The organism is Microvirga mediterraneensis (assembly GCF_013520865.1).
GTDB lineage: Bacteria > Pseudomonadota > Alphaproteobacteria > Rhizobiales > Beijerinckiaceae > Microvirga > Microvirga mediterraneensis.
Map to the genome: position 1 here is coordinate 1,366,241 of NZ_JACDXJ010000001.1, position 22,295 is coordinate 1,388,535.

Here is a 22,295-nt window from a genome sequence, read left to right on the forward strand (position 1 = left end):
TTGTTGTAAGGGGACTACCCTAAACGCCCCCTCGGGTGCAAGTTCTCACCGAATCTCATTCTGTCGCGCCTCGCATTCAAGAGACCATGGCTGAAACTCCCGTTTTCTCGACCGCCGCCGTCGCGGCCCCCCACACGCTCGCCGCCGAGACCGGTCAGACCATCCTGGCAGCGGGCGGCAATGCCATCGAGGCCATGGTGGCCATGGCGGCCACCATTGCGGTGGTCTATCCGCACATGAACGGCATCGGCGGCGACGGGTTCTGGCTCGTGCGCGAGCCGAGGGGGCGCATTCATGCCCTCGATGCGTCTGGGCCCGCCGGCTCGCTCGCAACCATCAAGCGGTACCGGGAGAAGGGCTATGACGCCGTCCCGCCGCGCGGACCGGATTCGGCGCTCACCGTGGCGGGTGCGGTCAGTGGATGGGGGCTGGCCCTGGAGCTTTCCAAAGCGCTCGGTGGGCAGATGCCGCTCGATCTGCTGCTCGGAGATGCCATTCGTCATGCCCGCGATGGATACCCGGTCTCCCGCTCCGAAGAGCGGTTCGTGACCAGCGAGGAAGCCGCCCTCTATGAGGTTCCCGGTTTCGCCGAGGCCTTTCTGGTCGACGGCCGGAGAGCGCCGCAGGGGACGCAGAGGCGGACGCCGCGCCTCGCCGACACCCTGGAGCAACTCGCCCATGCGGGCTTGGCCGATTTCTACCGTGGGGATGTCGGGCGGGAAATCGCCCTCGATCTGGAGCGGATCCGCGTGCCCATTACCCGTAAGGATCTGGAGACCTATCGTGCCCGGGTCGTGGAGCCCCTGTCGGTCAGGCTGCAGACCTCCACCGTCTACAATCTGCCGCCTCCGAGCCAGGGACTGGCCACCCTGCTGATCCTCGGCATGGTCGAGCGCCTCAAGGGGCTTCGGGCCGAGACGCCGGAGCATCATCATGCCCTCATCGAGGCCGCGAAGCGCGCCTTCTCCCTCCGCGATCGGGTGGTCGCGGACCCCCGCAACCTCGTTCACGACCCGGCCTCCTTCCTGACGCCCCAGGCGCTGGAGAGGGAGGCCGCCCTCATCGACATGAAGTGCGCCGTCTCCTTTCCGCTGCCGCGTCCCATCGACGGGGATACGATCTGGATGGGGGCGATCGATCGCGACGGGCTCGCCGTGTCCTATATCCAGTCCGTGTTCTGGGCCTATGGCTCCGGCTGCCTGCTCCCGGCGACGGGGGTCCTCTGGCACAATCGCGGCACGGCCTTCTCGCTCGATCCTGCGAGCCGCAACCGGCTCGAGCCCGGCCACCGGCCGCTCCATTCCCTCAATCCGGCCATGGCCGTGTTCGACGATGGGCGGGTTTTGTCCTTCGGGGCGATGGGGGGCGAGACCCAGCCTCAGTTCCTCAGCCAGATCTTCTCGCGCTACGCGGAGGCCGGGATGGGATTGGCGGATGCCGTGGAGGCGCCACGCTGGCTGCTCGATGCACGGCCACGCGAGCGCGAGGCCGTCCTGAAGGTGGAGAGCCATTTCGACCCTGGCCTGATCCGAGGCCTATCGCGGCTCGGCCATCGCATCGAGGAGATCGACGAGGCCTATTCCGGACGCTTCGGTCATGCGGGGATGCTGGTGAAGCACTCCCGCAACGGGCGCGTCGAGGCTGTGCACGATCCGCGCTCGGATGGCGGATCGCTGGGGCTCTAACCTGCCCACAATCCGTAGAGAAGGCTCACGCCCAGCACCAGCACGAAGGCGGCGGCCAGGAGTTCGAGCCCCGCGATGGCGATGGCCCCCGAGGCCCCCCGTCCGCCGGCGACCCGCAGGGCCATGGCCTTGAAGAAGACCGCGAGCGCCGCGATGGCCCCGGTGGTGAGCGCCGTGCCGAGCGCCATGGCGAAGGTCGCCGCGATGCCGGCCGCGAAGACGCCTTGAGACAGGGCGAAGACCAGGACGATGAGGGCGCCCGCGCAGGGCCTGATCCCGGCGGCGACCGCCACGCCCGCCATGTCGCGCCAGCGGGTCAGGCGGCTGAGTTCCTGCGGAGGCGGCATGTGGACATGGTCGCAATCCTCCTGCACGGCCGCATAGGGATTGCGGGCGAGCGCCATGACGCCCAGCACCTTGCCGGCCTTGCGCCAGGTGATGACGGCGCCGAGCAGGGCCACGGCGACGAAGCTTGCCAGCTCCACGTTCATGGCGAGCTTGTTCATGGTGGAGGCCGTCGCCCGCAGAACGAGGTTGACGATCGACACGATGCCGATGGCGACCAGCGCCTGCACGAGGGCGGCGGCCAGGCTCAGGGCGAAGCCTTTTCTCAGGGCTTTGTCGTCGGCCACGAGATAGGCCGAGATCACGCCCTTGCCGTGTCCGGGTCCGGCCGCATGGAACACCCCGTAGGCGAAGCCGACGAGCAGGAGAGAGGAGAGGGCGGAGCCGTTCTCCTTCATCTGGCGCACGCCCGCCTGCAGGCTTGCATAGAAGCCGGATTGCACCGACAGGATCCAGGCGCCGATGCTGCCTGAAGGTGTCGCCTCCCGCAGGCCCATGCCGAAGGGATTGCGCGGCGGCGGCTTGCCGACCGGGCCGAGCCACAGGCCGATCAGCCCCATGCCTAAGGCGATGACCGCGATGGCCGCGAGCATCAGGCCGAGCCTTCGCGCGAGCGGCGCTCGGCCGGGGTTCGGAAGGGCAGGGGTGTCGGACGTCAGGGACATGCGATGATGGCCCGGTTGGAATATTCGATGCCGATATCCTGCGGCTGGATGGCTCCCTCGCTCTGCAGGATCTGCTGCATGGTGGCATCGAGCGGCTTCGCCTTCGCGATGGTCGTCACGCAGCCTTGCGGCGCGTTGGCGAGCGAAATGGCGGCCTGGCCCTCCGACAGGCTGAAATAGACGAAAAAGGTCGGGTCCTCGATCTCGATGGATACGGCTCCAGAGGGGGGCACAGGCGCCCTGAGCGGCAGGAAGAACGACATGGCGACCTGCTTCTTCTCCATGCTCATCCGGGCCTCGCGCGGTGCGTCGAAGCTCTGCGGCTTGCCGCGGGCCTTGAGCACGGTGAAATACTCGAACTCGTTCAGGGAGGCGGCATTCTCGTCCGCGAGTTCCTGCAGCTCCTCCGGCGTCAGCTTGCCGTCGTTGTCCTTGTCGAGTCCCTGCGTGACGTAAGCCGTATAGGCCTCGTCGAACGTCCAGTGATGGCGCACGCCTGTCACCTTGCCGTCGGGCGCGAAGACGACCTCCGCCTTGGCCGTCACCCACACATGGGGATGTGCCAGGGCCGGTGAAGCCAGGCCCATGCTCAAAGCCGCCAGGGCAGATATCAGTCCGAGATGGCGTGTCATGCGTCGACCTTGGAACAATGACGTCCGGCCAAAAGCCGGGACCCTGAGAGCGGTATGAGGGTTTCATGGTTAACGGAGGCGAAACGAAGGCGCTCGATTGACGGCCTCCGGAAGATATGTCAGCATTGCTGACATATTCACAAAAGAAGACCGGATCACCGGCAGCGGAGCGATAGGCTCCAGGAGGATAACGGGTAATGGCCGACCGTCATGGTGCGCTCCGCGACGTCACGCTCGACGATAAATACGATCTCTCCAAGGATCACGTTTTCATTACCGGCACGCAGGCGGTCGTCCGGATGCTGCTCATGCAACGTGAGCGGGACAGGCTGGCGGGCCTCAGCACGGCGGGATTCGTCTCCGGCTATCGCGGCTCGCCCATCGGCGGCCTCGACCAGAATCTCTGGCGTGCCCGGAAGTGGCTGGACGCCTCCAACATCGTCTTCCAGCCCGGCCTCAACGAGGAACTCGCGGCGACCGCCGTCTGGGGCACGCAGCAGGCCGAAATCCGGGGCGACGGCAAATATGACGGCGTGTTCGGCCTCTGGTACGGCAAGGGCCCCGGTGTCGACCGCTCCGGCGACGTGTTCCGCCACGCCAACATGGCCGGCTCCTCCCGGCACGGCGGCGTGCTCGCCCTGATGGGCGACGACCACACGGCGGAATCCTCCACCGTCGCGCACCAGTCCGAGTTCCATTTCGTCGACGTGATGATCCCGATCCTGAACCCGGCGGGCGTTCAGGAAATCCTGGATTACGGCCTCTACGGCTACGCCATGAGCCGCTTCTGCGGCACCTGGGTGGCGTTCAAATGCGTGAAGGACAACATCGAATCGACCGCCTCCGTCGATTCCTCCCTCGACCGCGTGAAGATCGTCATCCCGGATGATTTCACCATGCCGCCCGGCGGCCTCAACATTCGCAACCGCGACGGCGTGCTCGACCAGGAGGCGCGGCTGCAGGACTTCAAGCGCGACGCGATGCTGGCCTTCGTGCGCGCCAACAATCTCAACCGCATCGTCCTGTCCGGCGGCCGCAATCCGAAGATCGGTATCATCACGGTCGGCAAGTCCTATCTCGACGTGCGCCAGGCCCTCGACGAGCTCGGGCTCGACGAGGTGAAGGCGAACGACATGGGCCTTCGCCTCTACAAGGTCGCGTGTCCCTGGCCGCTGTCGCAAACCGAACTCGCGGATTTCGCGCGCGGGCTCGACAAGGTCATCGTGGTCGAGGAGAAGCGCTCCCTCATCGAGGTGCAGCTGCGCGAGGAGCTTTACGGCACCGCCAACCAACCGCTCTGCATCGGCAAGAAGGACGAGGAGGGCCGCTGGCTCTTCCCCGTGAAGGGCGCGCTCGATCCCAACGACATCGCCATCGTCATCGGCGAGCGGCTGCTCGCGTACCACAACAACGACGATCTGCGCGGGCGCGTGGCGCGGCTTCGCCATGCGCAGGAGGTGCTGACGACGACCGGCGACGTCGCCACCCGCGTGCCGCATTTCTGCTCCGGCTGCCCGCACAATTCCTCGACGAAGGTGCCGGACGGCATGCGTGCCTATGCGGGCATCGGCTGCCATTACATGGTGCAATGGATGGACCGCTCCACGGAGGGGTTCACCCAGATGGGCGGCGAGGGCGCGAACTGGATCGGCGAGGCGCCGTTCTCCAAGCGCGGCCACGTGTTCCAGAACCTCGGCGACGGCACCTACAACCATTCGGGCGTCCTGGCCCTGCGCTGGGCGATCCACACCAAGACCAACGTTACCTACAAGATCCTCTTCAACGACGCGGTCGCCATGACCGGCGGTCAGAAGCACGAGGGCGGTCTCACCGTCGACATGATCGCCCGTCAGGTGCGCGAGGAGGGCGTGGAGCGCATCGCCCTCGTCACCGACGAGCCGCACAAATACCCGAAGGAGATCCGCTGGCCGTCCGGCATGACGATCCATCACCGCAGCGAGCTCGACGCGGTGCAGCGCCAGCTCGCGGAGGTTACCGGCGTGACGGTGATGATCTACGACCAGACCTGCGCGTCCGAGAAGCGCCGCCGCCGCAAGCGCGGCGAGTTCCCGGATCCGGACAAGCGCGTGATCATCAACGATCTCGTGTGCGAGGCCTGCGGCGATTGCTCGGTGCAGTCGAACTGCGTTGCCGTACAGCCGGTCGAGACCGAGTTCGGTCGCAAGCGCCAGATCGACCAGTCGAACTGCAACAAGGACTTCTCCTGCGTCCAGGGCTTCTGCCCGTCCTTCGTGACGGTGCACGGAGCCAAGATCAGGAAGGCCGTTCCCGAGACGGTGCCGACGGACGGCATGGCGTTCAAGCCACTGCCCGATCCGGCAATCCCCGCCATCGACCGCACCTTCAACGTGATCGTCACGGGCATCGGCGGAACGGGCGTCGTGACCATCGGGGCGATTCTCGGCATGGCGGCCCATCTCGAAGGCAAGGGCCTCGGCATGATCGACATGGCGGGCCTCGCCCAGAAGGGCGGGGCGGTCTACAGCCATGTGCGGCTCGCCAACAACCAGGACGACATCCACGCCATCCGCGTGAGCGCAGATTCGGCCCATCTCGTGCTCGGCTGCGATCTCGTGGTCACGGGCACCAGGAAGGTGCTGGCCTCCGTGAAGAATGGGCAGACCGCACTCGTGGTGAACACGGCGGAAGTCATGCCGGGCGAGTTCACCCGCAATGCCGATTTCTCGCTTCCGACCGAGCGCCTGAAACGCGCCATCCGGTCGGCGGCGGGCCAGGAGGGCGTGTCCTTCGTCGACGCGACGGCAATTGCCACCGCGCTTCTCGGCAATGCCATCGCGGCCAACATGTTCATGCTGGGCTATGCCTACCAGGCCGGTCGCGTTCCGCTCTCTGGCGCCGCTATCGAGAAGGCGATCGAGCTCAACGGCGAGGCGGTGAAGATGAACCTCGCCGCCTTCACCTGGGGGCGCCGGGCGGCAGCCGAGCCCGAGCTGATCGCCGCCATGATGAGCGAGCTGAAGGCCCCGACGGAATCGCGCAAGCTGTCCGAGACCCTGGACGAGGTGATCGAGCGGCGTGTGGCGTTCCTCTCCGGGTACCAGAGCAAACGCTACGGACGCCGTTATCGCGGCCTCATCGAGCGTGTCCGCGCAGCGGAAGACAAAACCGTGCCGGGCTCGACTGCGCTTGCCGATGCGGCAGCGCGTTCTCTGTTCAAGCTCATGGCCTACAAGGACGAGTACGAGGTGGCGCGTCTCTACACGAACGGTCATTTCGAGAAGCAGGTCGCGTCGGCCTTCGAGGGCGACAACCTGCGCTACGAGTTCCACCTCGCGCCGCCGCTGCTCGCCAAGAGGGATCCGGTCACGGGCCTGCCGAAGAAGATGAGCTTCGGGCCGTGGATGATGAAGGCCTTCCGCGTTCTCGCGGGCCTGAAATCGCTCCGCGGCACCCCGTTCGACGTCTTCGGCTATACCCACGAGCGCCGCACGGAGCGCCAGCTGATCCGCGACTTCGAAACGCTGGTCGATGAGATCGTCGCGAAGCTCGATGCCGGCAACCATGCGGCGGCGGTGGGACTTGCCGCCATTCCACAGAAGATTCGCGGCTTCGGTCACATCAAGGAGCGGAACTTGAAAGCCGCGAAGGCGGAGGAGGCGGACCTCCTCGCCAGGTTCCGCGCCGGGCCGCAGCCGATGGCTGCGGCGGCGGAGTGACGGCTGAACCTTTCCTTGTCATGGCCGAGCCTGTCCCGGCCATCTCGATAATGTAAGGCTCTGCGCTTTTCTAATCGAGATCACCGGCACGGGTCCCCGGATCAAGTCCGGGGAGGTGATGACGTGGTGTAAAAGGCTTGCTCAACCCCGCGCTTGAAAAGCCTCGACGAAGCTCTTCGCCACCTTGGGCACATTCGCCTCGTTCAGGCCCGCCACGCACATGCGGCCGGATCCGACGAGATACACGCCGTCCCGCTCGCGCATGGCGTCGACCTGCTGGGCGTTCAGTCCCGTATAGCTGAACATGCCGCGCTGGTTGAGCAGGAAGCTCACGTCGATCTCATTCGACAGCGCGCGGATGTGCTCGGCCAGGAGCTTGCGCATGGAATCCATGCGGGTGCGCATGGTCTCGACCTCGCCGGCCCATTGGGCGCGCAGTTCGTCGCTGCCGAGCACGGTCGCCACGAGGAGACCGCCCGTCATCGGCGGGCTCGAATAGCTGCGGCGCACGGCGAGCTTCAACTGGCCGAGCACGCGCTCGGCCTCGTCCGCGTCGCGGCAGACCACGCTCAGGCCCCCGCAGCGCTCGCCGTAGAGCGAGAAGTTCTTCGAGAAGGAATTGGCCACGAGGCAGCTTGCGCGCTGAGCATAGCGGCGCACGAAGGCTGCATCCTCGTCGAGGCTGGTGCCGAAGCCCTGATAGGCCATGTCGAACACGACGATGTGGCGCTTGGCGAGCAGCACGTCGGTGACGGCCTCCTGCTGACGCTCGTCGAGATCGACGCCGGTCGGGTTGTGGCAGACCGGCTGGAGCACCACGATCGAGCCGTTCTCGGCTGCTTCCAGCGCCTTGACCATGCCGTCGAAATCCACCGAGCGGTTGGCGCGATCCCAATAGGGATAAGTGGCGGTCTTGAACCCCGCCCGCTGGAACAGGCCGTGGTGGTTGTCCCAGGTCGGGTCGCTCACCAGCACCGTGCGGCCGGGGCAGTGCTTGGCCAGGAAGTCGGCCGCGATACCCACTGCGCCGGTGCCGCCGAGGGTCTGGATCGTGGCGATGCGCTTCTCGGCCCGGGCCGGATGGCCGTCGCCGAAGACGAGCTTCTGCACGCCCTCGCGATAGCCCGCATGGCCTTCCATGGGCAGATAAGGCCGCTCGGCGAAGCCGCTCCGCTCATAGGCCGTCCTGACCGCTCCCAGGACCGGGATGCGGCCCTTCTCGTCGGTGTAGACGCCGATGCTGAGATTGACCTTCTCGGTCCGGGGATCGGCCTTGAAGGCGTCGTTGAGGGAAAGGATCGGGTCGCCCGCGAAGGCCTCGACCTGTCCGAAGAGGGATTCCGTCATGCTGATCTCCAAGCCCGTGGCGGCCGTATCTGCGCGACCGCATTCTTCGCTGCGGCGAGACCTAGCCCCGATGACGGTCTCTCGGCAAGGATCTTTCCGGCAAGTCAGGCATCAAGCCGCCAGTCGACCGGCTCCAAACCCTTCCCGACCAGCCAGGCATTGGCCCGGCTGAAGGGATGGGTACCCCGGAAATCGTTGAGCCGGTTGAGCGGGGAAGGATGGCCCGCCTCGATCACGAGGTGCTTCGTCCGGTCAACGAGCGCCGCCCGCTTGCGGGCCGGAGCGCCCCAGAGCAGGAAGACCACGGCCGGCTGCCGCTCCGAGACGGCCGCGATCGCCTGATCGACCAGGGCCGACCAGCCGAACTTCATGTGCGCTCCGGACTGTCCCGCTTCCACCGTCAGCGCGGTGTTGACGAGCAGCACGCCCTGCCTGGCCCATTTCGACAGGTCGCCCGATTTCGGCATCGGCACGCCCAAATCCTCGGCCATCTCGGCCAGGATCGTGCGCAGGGAGGCCGGAAGCCGGCGAGAGCCGCGATAGGAGAAGGCGAGGCCGTGGGAGTCGCCCGGCGTCGGATAGGGATCCTGGCCGAGGATGACGACCTTCACCCTGTCGAGCGGCGTGAGGGAAAGAGAGGTGAAGACGAGATCCGGGGGAGGGAGCACATGCGCGCCCTCGGCGATGCGGGCGTCGACCTTGGCGGCGACCTCATCGGCATGCCCTTCCTGAAAGAAAGGCAGCGCGGTCCAGGCGCGAGAACCGGAGGCGCTCGCGCGTAGATGCGCGAGCGCCTGTGCAACGGGACCGCTCATCGGATGACGATGCGGCTTTCGACCTTGGCATCCACCGTGCCGAGCTTGCGGACATAGGCCATGACCTCGTTGGCCATGAGCTTGCCGTCCGTCACGCCGATCAGCACCTTGCCCTTGCCGAAGGAGGCATAGCCGTCGCCGCCGGTGAGCATGAAGTTGTTGGTGGCGACCTTGTAGGTCCCGGCCATGTCGATGGGCTGGCCGTTTACGAGGATGTTGCTCACGCGCGAACCTGCGGGCGCCTTCGAGTCGACCTCGAATTTCAGTCCCGAGACCTGCGGGAAGCGGCCGGCGCGGTTTTCCATCTGCGAGACGCCGTTCTCCAGCGCCGCCTTGATGTCGGCGCCCGTGATCGCGACGAGCGAGGTGGAATTGCCGAACGGCAGCTCCGAGAGAATGTCGCGTCGGGTCAGCTTCACGCCCGCCGGATATTCCTTGTTGGCGCGGATGCCGCCGCCATTGACGATCGCCACGTCTCCGCCGGTCGAGGCCTTGATCGCATCGGCGATCAGGTTGCCGATGGCGGCCTCCTGCGAGCGGACGGTGGAGGAGCGGCTGTCGAGCGCGTTGGTGGAGGTGCCGAGTTCGACATCGAGCTCCTTGGAGAGAAGGGCCTCGTACTTCTTGACCACGGCCTCGACATCCGCATCCGGCGCGTAATCGGCCGTGTTGTGGATGCGGAAATTCGGCGTCCAGGAGACCTTGCGGTCCTTGCCTTCGCCGGACACCGTGGCGGTGATGTCGAGGGATGTCACGTAATGGGCATCCTCGCCGGATTCCACCATCGCGGTCTTGTCGTTGTAGGTGACGATGAGATCGTGGTCGTGGCCGGTGAGCAGCACGTCGACGACGCCCGATTGCACGATGGCATTGTCGACGCTGCGGTCCGTGTGCGTGACGGCGACGATCATGTCCGCGCCCTGTTTGCGCAGATCAGCGGCCTGCGTCTTGAGAGTCTCGAGCTCGGGCAGGAACTTGAGGTCGCCGGGCGAGGAGAGACGGGCGGTCTCCGCAAGCGCCAGCCCCACGACGCCGACCTTCACGGGTCCGAGATCGAAGATCGCGTTGTCCTTCATGCCGGGAACCGGCGTCCCGTCGGCTTGGCGGATATTGGCGCCGAAGAACGGGAACTTCGCTTCGCCCATGCGCTTCAGGTAGATGTCCTTGCCGAAATCGAATTCGTGGTTGCCCGGCACGAACACGTCGGGTTTGACCATGTTGGTCAGCTCGACGATATGCTCGCCCTGGTCGAAGCCCGACATCAGCGAGGGTGAGAAGGTGTCGCCGCCATGGGCGAACAGCATCGGTACGCCGCGGGCGCGCTCTTCCTTGACGATGGTGGCCAGCTTGCCGAAACCGCCCCGCCCCTTCTCAGCGGACATCTTGTAGATGTCGTTCACGAGAAGCAGGCTGAAAGTGGGCTTGGGCGGGGTCGTCTGCGCTCGGCTCGGTCCGGTCAGCAAGGTTGCCGAGAGAATGGCTCCGAGGCTGAGCCCGAGGGCATGACGGCGTGATAGTTTCAACATGGCTGGTTCCGCTGCTGGATGGGCCGCAGGGCCCTTTGAGTTCTTATGCGGGCCCAGAATGCTCAGTTCCCAAAGGGTGAGCAAGCCCGTTCTGCAATCATGATGCATCCGTTCACATTCGCCTGAGACATATCGGGGCGAGGAGAGTTCGGCCCGCCTACAGCGGCGGCTTTGCTTGACGCATGGACATTTCGGCGCGAAGCATCTTAATCTGCCCGCCTTTGCGGCTCTTTCCTTCCCGTGCGCGCATGGAGACACTTTTCAAGCAGACACGAGATTTTGTTGCATAAATTGAAGTTGCCGTTTTCCCAGCCCAGAAATCCAGGACATCTCCCGTCCAAAGTCGGTACGGCCCTCCGTCGCCGCGCCCGGGCCCGTGCGAGGGGCCGGCTGACCCTTTCCATGGGCCTGTTCGGTGTCGTGTTCATCCTCCTGACCTTCGGCTACATCGCCTGGGAGCAGCGCAACCGCCTGATCCAGCGCAACGAGGACGACATCCGGAACGCGGCCTTCTTCCTGGCCGATCATACGGCTCGGCTTCTGGAGGTCACGGACCTGACCTTGAAGCAGGCCGCCGCTCTGGTCCAGGGTCATGGCTGGGACGAGGTCGAGACGTCGAGACCTCTGTGGCAGCAACTCCATGCCGTTCAGGACGCGCTGCCTTTCGTCGAGGATATCTGGCTCAACGATTCGAGCGGCCGCCTGCGCCTCACGTCGGAACGGTTTCCGACACCCTTGTCCGACGTCTCCGGGCGCGACGTCTTCAGCGCCCAGGTGAGTGCCGATCAAGGATTGTACATCGGGGAACCGATCGTCGGACGCGTGACGAAGACGCCCACCTTCATGATCAGCCGCCGCCTGAAGGATGGAAACGCGGAGTTCGGCGGCATCGCGGCGGTGACCGTCTCCCTGTCCTATTTCTACGATTACTGGTCGAAGATCCGCTTGCCGAAGGGCAGCCGGGTTGCTCTGATGCGCGCGTCCGATGGGTCCGTCATCGCGCAGCATCCACCGCCGCCCGACGGCCTCTCCTTCGCTCCCATCGACAAGGCCGCCTTCGACAGGGCGCTGGTCTCCTCCTCTCAGGCGGGCCTCTATCCTTTCGTCAGCCTGGGCCAGGAGCGCACGGGAGCCTATCGTCAGGTCGATGCGATGCCGCTCTATATCGGCGTCAGCATGCCCCAGGATGCCTATTGGACGCCGTGGTTCGTCCAGACGCGGCTCTACGGCGCCTTCGCACTGGTCGCTCTTCTGGCCTTGCTCGCCCTGACGGTGCTGGCCTCCGAGCAGTTCCACGAACAGGCCGCCGATGCGGCGCTCCTCGAGCGGCAGGTCGCGTTGCGGACAAGCGAGCTGCGCACCGAAACCGCCGCCCTGGAGATCCTCAACCGCACGGGCAGCGTGCTCGCCGCCGAACTCGACATCGACCGCATCATCGAGAGCGTGGTCAATGCCGGAATCGAGCTGACCGAAGCCCGGTTCGGCGCCTTCTATTGCGGCGCGTCCCAGAGCGAACGGGAGCATTATGGGAAATTCGAGCCCGCAAGCCTGCGCGAGGCATTCGCCGCCCTGAACATCCGAGAGATCTGCGCCCCGGCTTTCCTGGCAGGCAGGACGGTCCGCCTGGACAACGTGGCCGTCGAGCAGGGGCATGACGGCACGCCCTTCACGCTGGACAGCACGGCGGGCCACCCTGTGATCCGCAGCATCCTGGCCGTTCCGATCGTTCTGCGCACGGGGGAGACCCACGGGATTCTCGTCTTCGGGCACGAGCGGACGGGAATGTTCAACCGGCGCTCGGAGCGCCTGCTGGCGGGCCTGACGGCCCAGGCGGCCATCGCGCTCGAAAACAGCCGCCTCTATCGCAACGCGCAGAGCGAGATCGAGGAGCGCAAGCAGGCCCAGACCCAGCAATCCCTGCTCATCCGCGAGCTTCATCACCGGGTGAAGAACACCCTGGCCACGGTCCAGGCGGTGGTGGGCGCGACGGCACGCTCCGCGCTCAGCATCGACGACTTCTACCAGGCCTTCGTCGGACGCATCATCTCGCTCGCCAACACCCATTCCCTGCTGACCGAGGCCGTCTGGCAGACCGCGTCCCTGCGGGAGATCCTGGAAAAGGAGCTCCGCCCCTACAACGATGCCGCGGCCGAGAGGATCGCCTTCCACGGCCCCGAAGTCGATCTGCCCTCCGAGGCGGCCGTGCCCATCGGCATGGCGATCCACGAATTGACCACCAACGCGGCCAAATACGGCGCCCTCTCGGTTCCCGAGGGCAGGGTTTCGATTTCCTGGCAGGCGGGGCCGGCCGAAGACGGAACGCGCCTGGTGCTCGTCTGGGAGGAGCGGGGAGGCCCCGCCGTTAGGTCTCCGACGCGCCAGGGATTCGGCTCGCGTCTGCTCCACCGGGTGCTGGCCACTCAGCTCAATGCCAAGGTCGAGACGAATTACGAACCGGCGGGGGTGCGTGTGGCCATCGATGCCGTGCTCAAGGAGGCGCGGTTTCCCGACATGAGCGTCTGACGCGCCTACGCCCCCGCGCGAGGTCGATTTGCAGGCAATCCTGACAATGCGCCGAGGCGTCCTGTTGGCGGAACTGCCTGAAACTTCTATCTAAGGCGGCATCGAGAGCGGGATTCGTGTCTCGGATCCTGTGCCAAGGGACTTTTCATGAACGAGAGCGTGAGTCTGACCGATCTTCGCCAGGGCGTGCGCCCGGTGGACCATCCGGCTGTTCGAACCGGGCGGATCGGGGTGCTTCTTCTGAACCTGGGGACCCCCGAGGGCACCGGCTACTGGCCGATGCGGGCCTATCTGAAGGAGTTCCTCTCCGACCGGCGCGTCATCGAAACGCCGCGCCTCCTGTGGTGGCCCATCCTCAACCTGATCATCCTGACCAAGCGCCCCGGTCCCAAGGGCCGCGACTATGCGTCGATCTGGAACAACGAGCGCGACGAGGGCCCGCTCAAGACCATCACCCGCAACCAGGCCGAGAAGGTGGCGGCGCACATCCGCAGCATCGCCGGCGACAAGGTGACGGTCGACTGGGCCATGCGCTACGGCAAGCCCGAGGTGCGCGAGCGCATCCAGGCGCTCCTCGACCAGGGCTGCGACCGCATCCTCCTGGTGCCGCTCTATCCGCAATATGCGGCGGCGACCTCGGCCACGGCCTGCGACCAAGCCTTCCGCGCCCTCATGGACATGCGCTGGCAGCCGACGGTCCGCGTCTCGCCGCCCTATCACGACGATCCGGTCTATATCGACGCGGTCGTCGCTTCCATGAAGAAGGAGCTGGCGAACCTCACCTTCGAGCCCGAGGTAATCCTCGTGTCCTTCCACGGGGTGCCGAAGGAATACCTTTTGAAAGGCGATCCCTATCACTGCCAATGCGTGAAAACCTGGCGGCTGATGCGCGAGGCTTTCGGCTGGTCCCCGGACAAGTTCCGCATGAGCTTCCAATCCCGCTTCGGCAAGGCGGAATGGCTGCAGCCCTACACGGACAAGACCGTCGAGGCCCTGGCCAAAAGCGGCGTGAAGCGCATGGCCATCGTGGCGCCGGGCTTCTCGGCCGATTGTCTGGAAACCCTGGAAGAACTCAACGGCGAGAACCGGGAGATCTTCATGCATAACGGCGGCGAGGAATTCGCCTATCTGCCCTGCCTCAACGACAGCGACGACGGCATGCGCGTGATCAACCACATCGTGGAGCGCGAGCTTCAGGGATGGATCTAGGAGTCTAGACCTCTTTGCGCTAGCGTGAGCCCTCTGCAACAGGATTGCCCGGGGGGCTCATGCCGCTGAGTGGTTTCGATATCTTCGTCATCGTACTGGTGCTCGTCGTCGTGGTGACGATTGCCATGGGCATCCGGACGGTTCCGCAGGGTTATGCCTACACGGTCGAGCGGTTCGGGCGTTATTCGCGTACGCTGACGCCGGGTCTCGGCCTGATCGTGCCCTATATCGACCAGATCGGGAAGAAGGTGAACGTCATGGAGCAAGTGCTCGACGTTCCGAGCCAGGAGGCCTTCACCCGGGACAATGCCGGCGTCACCATCGACGCGGTGGCCTTTTTCCAGGTGCTCGATGCGTCCCGCGCCTCCTACGAGGTGTCCAATCTGCATCAGGCCCTGCTGGTGCTGACCATGACCAATATCCGCACCGTCGTCGGCTCCATGGACCTCGACCAGTTGCTCTCCCATCGCGACGAGATCAACGAGAAGCTCCTGCGCGTCGTCGATGCGGCGGCCTCGCCCTGGGGGGCCAAGGTCACCCGCGTCGAGATCAAGGACATCGTCCCGCCGCAGGACCTCGCCGGCGCCATGGCGCGGCAGATGAAGGCCGAGCGCGAGAAACGCGCCGCCGTCCTCGAGGCGGAAGGGATGCGCCAGTCCGAGATCCTGCGAGCCGAAGGCCAGAAGCAAGCGCAGATCCTCGCCGCCGAGGGTCGGAAAGAAGCGGCGTTCCGGGACGCCGAGGCGCGCGAGCGTCAGGCCGAGGCTGAGGCCAGGGCGACCGGCATGGTCAGCGATGCCATTACCAAGGGCGATCTCAACGCCGCCAACTTCATCGTGGCGGAAAAATACATCGACGCCATCCGGGCGCTCGCCTCGGCGCCGAACCAGAAGGTGGTGATCGTTCCCATCGAGGCGGCCGGGCTGGCCGGGACCCTGGGCGGCATCGCCGAATTGACCAAATCCGTGTTCGGGGAGAACGGAGCGAGCGCCAGGCCCGCCCGCAGCGTTCCCACGGTTCCCGGCGGAGCCGAGCGCTCATGATCGCCGAGGCGTTCATCGGCTTGGGCGCATGGGCCTGGATCATCCTTGGGGTCGTCCTTATCGGCGTCGAGCTTCTCGCGCCCGGCTCGTTCTTCCTCTGGCTCGGCCTCGCTGCCATCATGACCGGAATGCTTGATGCCCTCCTCGGCCTGTCCTGGCAGGCCGCGGCGCTCCTCTTCGCGCTCCTGTCCGTCGGATCGGTGATCCTGGGTCGCTACGTCACCCGCTCGAAGACGCAGCCGGAGACGGAGGCCGCGCCGCTCAACCAGCGCGGCCACTCCCTGATCGGACGGGTCTTCACCCTGGAAACGCCGATCAAGGACGGCGAAGGGCGCATCCGGGTCGACGACAGTTCCTGGCGGGTGACGGGCGCCGACCGCTTTGCCGGTGCCAAGGTACGGGTCGTGCGGATCGAGGGATCGACGCTCGTGGTGGATGACCCGTAACAGCTTGAGAGGCAGCCCAAGCATGTCCTTGCAGCTCTATGCCCGATCGGGACTGACTGCGAGGTAGACTAAGCCGCCCCGGCCCGCAGCAAATCGAGATAATGCACCAGACCGATGGGTCGGCTGTTCTCGACCACGATCAGGGCGGTGATCCGGGAAGCCTCCTCCATCTCCAGCGCGGTCGCCACGAGGGCGTCGGGCGCGATGGTCCGGGGCGTCCGGGTCATGATGGCCGTCACAGGCAGGGTCATGAGATCGGGCTTAAGATTGCGGCGCAGGTCGCCGTCGGTGACGATGCCGGCGAGCGTGCCGTCGCCGTTGATCACGATCACGGCCCCGAAGCCTTTGCGGCCGATCTCGGCGATGGCCTCGTCCATGCGGGCCTCGATGCCGACGACAGGCAGGCGCTCGTCCCTATGCATGATGTCGCGCACCAGCTTGAGGCGGGCGCCGAGCTTGCCGCCCGGATGGTAGACCTTGAAATGCTCCGCCGTGAAGCCGCGCCTTTCCAGAAGGGCGACCGCCAGGGCGTCGCCCAGCGCGAGCTGGATCGTGGTCGATGTGGTGGGCGCCAGCCCGTTGGGGCAGGCTTCCTTGGCCTTCGGCAGGGTCAGGCAGATGTCGGCCGCACGGCCGAGGGTCGATTCCGCGTTCGACGTCAGGGCGATCAGCGGCACCCGGAAGCGCCGGGAATAACCGATGATGTCGGCGAGTTCCGCGGTCTCTCCCGACCAGGACAGGGCGATGATCACGTCGTCCGTCTGGATCATGCCCAGGTCGCCGTGGCTCGCCTCCGCCGGATGGACGTAATGGGCGGGTGTGCCGGTCGATGCGAAGGTGGCGGTGATCTTGCGGCCCACATGGCCGGATTTGCCCATGCCGGTGACGATGACCCGGCCCTTGGCCGCGGCCAGGGTTTCGACCGCACCCGTGAAATGGGAACCGAGGCCGTTGCCGATGGCGTCCATCAGAATCGTCAGGCCGTCCCGCTCGGTTTCGAGCGTGCGCAGGGCCGAGGCGATGGCAGGATCGGGCGAAAGGGGGGCTGGCTGTGCAAGCGTCATGGCCGCCCTCTAGCACAGAGAGGCGGCCATGAGGAACCCTTGGTGGAACCTTCGCGCCTACTTCTGCCGCAGCAGGGCTTCGAGTTCCCGGCGGAAATCGGCGGAAAGCTCCTCGCGCTCGAGGGCATAGGCCACATTGGCCATGAGGAAACCGATCTTGGAGCCGGTGTCGTAGGTCTTGCCCTCGTACTTCATCCCGAAGAAGGGCTGATCCTTCATCAGCCGGATCATGGAATCCGTGAGCTGGATCTCGTTGCCCGCGCCGCGCTCCTGGGTGGAGAGCAGGTCGAAGATCTCAGGCTGCAGGATATAGCGGCCGGAGATGATGTAGTTCGAGGGGGCGGTGCCCTTCGGGGGCTTCTCCACCATGCCGGTGATCTCGAAGGTCTGGCCGAATTCCTGGCCGACCGACACGATGCCGTACTGGTGCGTCTGGTCCTCCGGCACCTCCTCGACGGCGATGATGTTGCCGCCGTGCTTGTCGTAGGCTGCGATCATCTGCTCCATGGAGCCGCGGCTGAGCATGTCGGGCAGGATCACGGCGAAGGGCTCGTCGCCCACGAGTTCGCGGGCGCACCAGACCGCGTGTCCGAGGCCGAGCGGCTCCTGCTGGCGGGTGAAGCTCGTCTGGCCGGCCTGGGGCTGATCCTTGGCGAGAAGCTCCAGCTCCTTGGTCTTGTTGCGGCCCTCAAGGGTCCGGTTCAGCTCGTAGGCGATGTCGAAATGGTCCTCGATCACGGCCTTGTTACGGCCCGTAACGAAGATGAAATGCTCGATTCCGGCGGCACGCGCCTCATCCACCACATGCTGAACGACCGGGCGGTCGACGACGCAGAGCATCTCCTTGGGAACGGCCTTGGTGGCAGGCAGGAACCGGGTGCCGAGACCGGCGACGGGAAGGACTGCTTTGCGAATTCGCTTCATTGATTGAGCCATGATTGAGCATCAAGAGGGAAGGGTAATCTAAGTCAGGATGGGGAAAAGGGAACCGATAACTGTCAAGCTTCGGCACCTTCCAACGCGGCAGCGCCTCTGAGGTTTCACTGTTGCGGCGCCATCGTGTAGCTCCCGACCTGAATCAGAGCTGAAGTCTTATGGTTAAGCTGCCAACCATGACGGTTTTGCGGAGGCGAACCGGCCGGACGATCCGGCGAGGGTACATAAGGACGCACTCCCAACACGGATAGCTATCAACCGGCTGTTAACCTGCTTAGTGTCGCATGGCAGGGCAGATCTGTCCTGTTCCGTGAGCGACTCCCATGCGCCAGCCGCTTTCCGTCGTGCGCCGCCTTTCCGGCGCACTCCTTCTCGGTCTGAGCCTCACCGTCGGTGCAGGCGGCAGCATTTCGCCCGTGCAGGCGCAGGAAACGTCCCAGGCCGGGTTCCAGCGCTTCGTGCAGGGTCTCTGGCCCGCCGCCAAGGCGCGGGGCGTGTCGCGTGGGACCTTCGAGGAGGCATTCCGGGGTGTCGAGCCCGACGCCAAGATCATCGCGCTCACGAAAAAGCAGTCAGAATTCGTCCGTCCTATCTGGGATTACATCGACGGAGCCATCTCGGCCCAGCGCCTGAAGCGCGGCCAGGACATGGCGGCCGAATGGTCGAAGACCCTCGCCGCCGTCGAGCGGACCTATGGGGTTCCGCGCTCCGTGGTGCTCGGCGTCTGGGGCATGGAAACCAATTTCGGCAGCTTCACAGGGTCGATCTATACGGTCCGGGCGCTGGCGACCCTGGCCTATACGGGCTACCGGGGCGAGTTTTTCCGCGAGGAGCTGCTCACCGCGCTCCAGATCCTGGAAGGCGAGCATATCGACCGCTCCAAGATGCTGGGATCCTGGGCCGGGGCCATGGGCCAGACCCAGTTCATGCCCTCGAGCTTCATGAAATACGCCGTCGACGGCAACCGGGACGGGGTCCGGGACATCTGGTCCTCCGTGCCCGACGCCCTGGCGTCCACGGCCAATTACCTGCGCCAGCACGGCTGGGACCCGGGCCTGCCCTGGGGCTTCGAAGTGGCCCTGCCGCGCGGCTTCGATTACCGGCATCTCAGGCAGGATTTCGCCCGCTGGCAGGCCGTGGGCGTGCGGCGTGCCGACGGGAAGGCGATGCCCCGTACCGGCGAGGCCACCCTGTTCCTGCCGGGCGGCGCGGGCGGCCCGGCCTTCCTGGTGACCCGCAACTACGACGTGATCAAGGCCTACAACTCCTCCGACGCCTATGCCATGGGCGTCGCCCATCTCGGCGACCGGGTCCTCGGCGGCATGCCGATCCAGGGGGCTTGGCCCAAGGATCAGCCCATGCTGAGCAAGGATCACAGCCAGGAATTGCAGGAGCGCCTCGCCCGCCTCGGGCTCTATGAAGGCGATGCGGACGGCAAGCTCGGCTCCAAGACCCGGGAGGCCGTGCGGAACTTCCAGCTGCGCCGTGGCTTGATCCCGGATGGATATGCCGATTATGCGGTCCTGCGCGAACTGCGCACGACCCGCTGACGGAGCTCCCGCAAGGCTCTATACTCAAGGCTGGTCCGGACAGAAGTGGAACCGCCGATGTCGTTAGCGCCGATTCTTCGCCCTCTGACCCTGACTTTGCTGCTTGCCGTCGGTGCAAGCGGCGCTGCCCTGGCCCAATCCGGCTATTACCAGCCGCAGGGCCAGCGCGATCTCAGAGCCTATCCGCCCGGTTATTATCCCGGAAAGCTCGTCCAGCCCGCCCAGCCCCAACAGCAGCAGGGCTTCAGCCTCCGGCGCTTCTTCGGGGTGCCGGACGAGCCGCCGCCGGCGGCCCGCACGCCCGTGGTCCGCCCCCGCAAGTCCGCCCCGCCCGCGACGGCCACGGCCAAGCAGGAGAAGCCGAAGGTCGATCCGAGCACCTTCGTGGTGGTGTTCGGGGATGCCCTGGCCGGCTATGCCCGCCAGGGACTCGAAGCGCATTTCGCCGAGAACCAGGACGTGGCGGTGGTGCCGAAGGTCCGGGACATGGGCCTGGTGCGCGTCGACCCTGCCGACTGGCCCAACTTCATCAGGTCGACCCTGGACGAAGGCCAGAAGACGAGTGTCGCCGTGGTGGTGCTGGGAACGAGCGACCGGCAGGCGATCAAGGATGGCGACAACACCGTCGAGCCCCTGTCGGACCGGTGGAAGGAGCTCTATCGCCAACGGGTCGATGCGATCGTGGCCACGTTCAAGGAGCGCGGGATCCCGCTGGTGTGGATCGGTCTTCCGCCGATGAAGAACAGCAAGGCGTCCGAGGATCTGGTCGTCATCAACGAGATCTACAAGGAGAGCGTCCAGCGCGGCGGCGGCACCTATGTGGATATCTGGCCGGGCTTCGTGGACGACGAGAACCGGTACACGGCCGACGGGCCCGACGTGGATGGCGAGCCCGCCAAGCTGCGCACCAACGAGGGCGTGTTCTTCACCCGCGCGGGCGCCCGCAAGGTCGCCTTCTTCGCCGACACGGAGATCAAGCGGATCCTGGGCAAGGGTGGTACGGCCGTGGCAGCTCCTGCCAGTCCGGCTGACATCACGCCTGCCGATGGATCGTCCGCTCCCTCGATCGAGGCGGCGATCCCGGCACCGCCGGATGCGGCCGCGCCGGTCTCCCTGCCCTCGAAGCCCCTGGTCGGTCCGGTCCTTCCCCTGACCCGTCAGGACGTGACGCCGGGCGGGACCCTGGTCTCGGCCCCGCCGAAGCTCACAGGGGACAACGCCTATACGGTGCAGCGCGCCCTGCGGGTGGGCATCGCCCCAGGCTCGCGCCCGGGGCGGGCGGACGATTTCCGATGGCCGAACAACTGAAGACAAACAGACAATAAAAAGCGGCGGCCCATTTGCGCGATGGGCCGCCGCTTCCCTTCTAAGAGGTGGATGGATCAGACCGGCAGGTCGCTCCCGCCCATCAGGAAGGTGTCGATGGAACGCGCGGCTTGGCGGCCTTCGCGGATGGCCCAGACGACCAGGGACTGGCCCCGGCGCATGTCGCCGGCCACGAAGACCTTCTCGCTCGAGGTCCGGTAGCTCCGGTCGTCCGCCACCACGTTGCCGCGACGGTCCATGGCCACGCCGGATTCGTCCAGCAGGCCTTCCTTCACCGAGCCGGCGAAGCCGATGGCGATGAAGACGAGGTCGGCCTTGAGGATGAACTCGCTGCCCGGAATCGGCTGGCGCTTCTCGTCCACGCGAGCGCATTGCACACCGGTGGCCTGGCCCTTCTTGCCGACGATGCCGAGAGTGGCGGCCTGGAACTCGCGCTCCGCGCCTTCGGCCTGAGAGGACGAGGTGCGCATCTTCGTCGGCCAATAGGGCCATACGGTCAGCTTGTCCTCGCGCTCCGGCGGCTTGGGGCGGATGTCGAGCTGCGTGACCGAGAGGGCGCCCTGGCGGAACGCGGTGCCGACGCAGTCGGAGGCGGTGTCGCCGCCGCCGATGACGACCACGTTCTTGCCGGCCGCGAGGATCGGCTCCATCGTCACGGCTTCGCCGCCCACGCGCTGGTTCGACTGGGTGAGATAGGGCATTGCGTAGTACACGCCCTTCAGGTCCTGGCCCGGCAGGTTCGGGTTGCGCGGATCCTCCGCGCCGCCGGCGAACAGCACCGCGTCGAACTCGTTGTGGAGCGACGCGAAGCTCTTGTCGACGCCGATGTTTACGCCGCAATGGAAGACGACGCCTTCCGCTTCCATCTGCTTCACGCGACGGTCGATGTGGTACTTCTCCATCTTGAAGTCCGGGATGCCGTAGCGCAGCAGGCCGCCGGGCTTCGCCTGGCGCTCGAACACGTGCACCTCGTGGCCCACGCGGGCGAGCTGCTGGGCGGCCGCCATGCCGGCCGGTCCCGAGCCGATCACGGCGACGCGCTTGCCCGTGGAGAAGCCCGCGGGCTCCGGCTTCACGAAGCCCATGTCCCAGGCCTTGTCGGCGATGGCCTGCTCGATGGTCTTGATGGTGACCGGCTGGTTTTCCAGGTTGAGCGTGCAGGCTTCCTCACAGGGGGCAGGACAGATGCGGCCCGTGAATTCGGGGAAGTTATTGGTGGTGTGGAGGTTGCGCGCAGCCTCCTCCCAGTCGTTCTGCCAGACCAGATCGTTCCAGTCGGGAATCTGGTTGTGCACCGGACAGCCCGTCGGCCCGTGGCAGAACGGAATGCCGCAATCCATGCAGCGTCCAGCCTGCTTCTTCAGGTCGTTGTCGTCGAGCGGCAGCGTGAACTCACGGAAGTGGCGCACGCGTTCTCCGGCGAGCTGATACTTCTGCTCCTGCCGGTCGTATTCGAGAAAGCCTGTGACCTTGCCCATCGGTTTG

Annotated in this window: 16 protein-coding genes; 8 read left to right on the top strand and 8 right to left on the bottom strand. The window is 65.8% G+C overall.

The features are described 5' to 3' along the window. Window positions 1–86 precede the first annotated feature (86 nt). On the top strand, window positions 87–1,685 hold the full coding sequence (locus H0S73_RS06455; protein ID WP_181051376.1) for a gamma-glutamyltransferase family protein: 1,599 nt from the start codon (window positions 87–89) through the stop codon (window positions 1,683–1,685). Here the strand turns inward: H0S73_RS06455 and H0S73_RS06460 are convergent. After that, entirely contained in the window at window positions 1,682–2,695 is a 1,014-nt protein-coding gene (locus H0S73_RS06460; protein WP_181051377.1) for a nickel/cobalt transporter, read from the bottom strand. The genes H0S73_RS06455 and H0S73_RS06460 overlap by 4 nt on opposite strands. Then, window positions 2,686–3,327, bottom strand: coding sequence for a DUF1007 family protein (locus H0S73_RS06465; RefSeq protein ID WP_181051378.1), 642 nt, complete (start codon window positions 3,325–3,327; stop codon window positions 2,686–2,688). Before H0S73_RS06465 ends, H0S73_RS06460 begins: the two co-directional genes overlap by 10 nt. A 197-nt stretch (window positions 3,328–3,524) precedes the next feature. Here H0S73_RS06465 and H0S73_RS06470 point away from each other — a divergent pair, with 197 nt between their 5' ends. Then, on the top strand, window positions 3,525–7,025 hold the full coding sequence (locus H0S73_RS06470) for an indolepyruvate ferredoxin oxidoreductase family protein (RefSeq protein WP_181051379.1): 3,501 nt from the start codon (window positions 3,525–3,527) through the stop codon (window positions 7,023–7,025). Window positions 7,026–7,166: 141 nt separating this feature from the next. On the opposite strand, the gene H0S73_RS06475 is transcribed toward H0S73_RS06470, so the two are convergent. From H0S73_RS06475 to H0S73_RS06485, 3 genes are all read right to left on the bottom strand, one after another. Then, window positions 7,167–8,372 carry an amino acid aminotransferase gene (locus H0S73_RS06475; protein WP_181051380.1) on the bottom strand — a complete coding sequence of 402 codons (1,206 nt, stop codon included), beginning with the start codon at window positions 8,370–8,372 and terminating at the stop codon, window positions 7,167–7,169. Window positions 8,373–8,476: 104 nt separating this feature from the next. Then, window positions 8,477–9,187, bottom strand: coding sequence for a uracil-DNA glycosylase (gene ung / locus H0S73_RS06480; RefSeq protein WP_181051381.1), 711 nt, complete (start codon window positions 9,185–9,187; stop codon window positions 8,477–8,479). Next, the gene (locus H0S73_RS06485) at window positions 9,184–10,713 is read right to left on the bottom strand and encodes a bifunctional metallophosphatase/5'-nucleotidase (RefSeq protein ID WP_181051382.1); all 1,530 of its coding nucleotides are present in this window, start codon (window positions 10,711–10,713) and stop codon (window positions 9,184–9,186) included. Before H0S73_RS06485 ends, ung begins: the two co-directional genes overlap by 4 nt. Before the next feature lie 402 nt (window positions 10,714–11,115). Between H0S73_RS06485 and H0S73_RS06490 the strand changes: the two genes are divergently transcribed. The 4 genes from H0S73_RS06490 to H0S73_RS06505 all read left to right on the top strand — a co-directional run bounded on the left by H0S73_RS06490 (window position 11,116) and on the right by H0S73_RS06505 (window position 15,934). Continuing rightward, entirely contained in the window at window positions 11,116–13,236 is a 2,121-nt protein-coding gene (locus tag H0S73_RS06490; RefSeq protein WP_181051383.1) for an HWE histidine kinase domain-containing protein, read from the top strand. Between the two features lie 147 nt (window positions 13,237–13,383). Then, window positions 13,384–14,445 (top strand): ferrochelatase, encoded by a 1,062-nt coding sequence (gene hemH, locus H0S73_RS06495; RefSeq protein ID WP_181051384.1) that lies wholly within the window; start codon window positions 13,384–13,386, stop codon window positions 14,443–14,445. A gap of 59 nt (window positions 14,446–14,504) precedes the next feature. Beyond that, the gene (locus H0S73_RS06500) at window positions 14,505–15,488 is read left to right on the top strand and encodes an SPFH domain-containing protein (RefSeq protein WP_181051385.1); all 984 of its coding nucleotides are present in this window, start codon (window positions 14,505–14,507) and stop codon (window positions 15,486–15,488) included. Next, the gene (locus tag H0S73_RS06505; protein WP_181051386.1) at window positions 15,485–15,934 is read left to right on the top strand and encodes an NfeD family protein; all 450 of its coding nucleotides are present in this window, start codon (window positions 15,485–15,487) and stop codon (window positions 15,932–15,934) included. The genes H0S73_RS06500 and H0S73_RS06505 overlap by 4 nt, the downstream gene beginning before the upstream one ends. A gap of 68 nt (window positions 15,935–16,002) precedes the next feature. On the opposite strand, the gene H0S73_RS06510 is transcribed toward H0S73_RS06505, so the two are convergent. Continuing rightward, the gene (locus H0S73_RS06510) at window positions 16,003–16,998 is read right to left on the bottom strand and encodes a KpsF/GutQ family sugar-phosphate isomerase (protein WP_181051387.1); all 996 of its coding nucleotides are present in this window, start codon (window positions 16,996–16,998) and stop codon (window positions 16,003–16,005) included. Window positions 16,999–17,055: 57 nt separating this feature from the next. Further along, complete coding sequence (gene galU / locus H0S73_RS06515; protein ID WP_181051388.1) at window positions 17,056–17,922, bottom strand: UTP--glucose-1-phosphate uridylyltransferase GalU; 867 nt, start codon at window positions 17,920–17,922, stop codon at window positions 17,056–17,058. Between the two features lie 335 nt (window positions 17,923–18,257). Between galU and H0S73_RS06520 the strand changes: the two genes are divergently transcribed. Both H0S73_RS06520 and H0S73_RS06525 read left to right on the top strand, forming a co-directional pair. After that, window positions 18,258–19,484: a lytic murein transglycosylase gene (locus tag H0S73_RS06520; RefSeq protein ID WP_181051389.1), complete on the top strand. Its 1,227-nt coding sequence runs from the start codon at window positions 18,258–18,260 to the stop codon at window positions 19,482–19,484. Window positions 19,485–19,541: 57 nt separating this feature from the next. Next, a complete protein-coding gene (locus H0S73_RS06525) occupies window positions 19,542–20,792 on the top strand; it encodes an SGNH/GDSL hydrolase family protein (protein ID WP_181051390.1) in 1,251 nt (416 codons plus the stop codon). Between the two features lie 74 nt (window positions 20,793–20,866). Here the strand turns inward: H0S73_RS06525 and H0S73_RS06530 are convergent, their stop codons facing one another. Then, entirely contained in the window at window positions 20,867–22,288 is a 1,422-nt protein-coding gene (locus tag H0S73_RS06530; RefSeq protein ID WP_181051391.1) for a glutamate synthase subunit beta, read from the bottom strand. Between the last annotated feature and the right edge of the window lie 7 nt (window positions 22,289–22,295).

What these genes read in the sequence shown, in the direction of transcription:
- H0S73_RS06455 (WP_181051376.1), top strand. Translation starts at nt 87, where the DNA reads ATGGCTGAAACTCCCGTTTTCTCGACCGCCGCCGTCGCGGCCCCCCAC.
- H0S73_RS06460 (WP_181051377.1), bottom strand. Translation starts at nt 2,695, where the DNA reads ATGTCCCTGACGTCCGACACCCCTGCCCTTCCGAACCCCGGCCGAGCG.
- H0S73_RS06465 (WP_181051378.1), bottom strand. Translation starts at nt 3,327, where the DNA reads ATGACACGCCATCTCGGACTGATATCTGCCCTGGCGGCTTTGAGCATG.
- H0S73_RS06470 (WP_181051379.1), top strand. Translation starts at nt 3,525, where the DNA reads ATGGCCGACCGTCATGGTGCGCTCCGCGACGTCACGCTCGACGATAAA.
- H0S73_RS06475 (WP_181051380.1), bottom strand. Translation starts at nt 8,372, where the DNA reads ATGACGGAATCCCTCTTCGGACAGGTCGAGGCCTTCGCGGGCGACCCG.
- ung (WP_181051381.1), bottom strand. Translation starts at nt 9,187, where the DNA reads ATGAGCGGTCCCGTTGCACAGGCGCTCGCGCATCTACGCGCGAGCGCC.
- H0S73_RS06485 (WP_181051382.1), bottom strand. Translation starts at nt 10,713, where the DNA reads ATGTTGAAACTATCACGCCGTCATGCCCTCGGGCTCAGCCTCGGAGCC.
- H0S73_RS06490 (WP_181051383.1), top strand. Translation starts at nt 11,116, where the DNA reads ATGGGCCTGTTCGGTGTCGTGTTCATCCTCCTGACCTTCGGCTACATC.
- hemH (WP_181051384.1), top strand. Translation starts at nt 13,384, where the DNA reads ATGAACGAGAGCGTGAGTCTGACCGATCTTCGCCAGGGCGTGCGCCCG.
- H0S73_RS06500 (WP_181051385.1), top strand. Translation starts at nt 14,505, where the DNA reads ATGCCGCTGAGTGGTTTCGATATCTTCGTCATCGTACTGGTGCTCGTC.
- H0S73_RS06505 (WP_181051386.1), top strand. Translation starts at nt 15,485, where the DNA reads ATGATCGCCGAGGCGTTCATCGGCTTGGGCGCATGGGCCTGGATCATC.
- H0S73_RS06510 (WP_181051387.1), bottom strand. Translation starts at nt 16,998, where the DNA reads ATGACGCTTGCACAGCCAGCCCCCCTTTCGCCCGATCCTGCCATCGCC.
- galU (WP_181051388.1), bottom strand. Translation starts at nt 17,922, where the DNA reads ATGAAGCGAATTCGCAAAGCAGTCCTTCCCGTCGCCGGTCTCGGCACC.
- H0S73_RS06520 (WP_181051389.1), top strand. Translation starts at nt 18,258, where the DNA reads ATGCGCCAGCCGCTTTCCGTCGTGCGCCGCCTTTCCGGCGCACTCCTT.
- H0S73_RS06525 (WP_181051390.1), top strand. Translation starts at nt 19,542, where the DNA reads ATGTCGTTAGCGCCGATTCTTCGCCCTCTGACCCTGACTTTGCTGCTT.
- H0S73_RS06530 (WP_181051391.1), bottom strand. Translation starts at nt 22,288, where the DNA reads ATGGGCAAGGTCACAGGCTTTCTCGAATACGACCGGCAGGAGCAGAAG.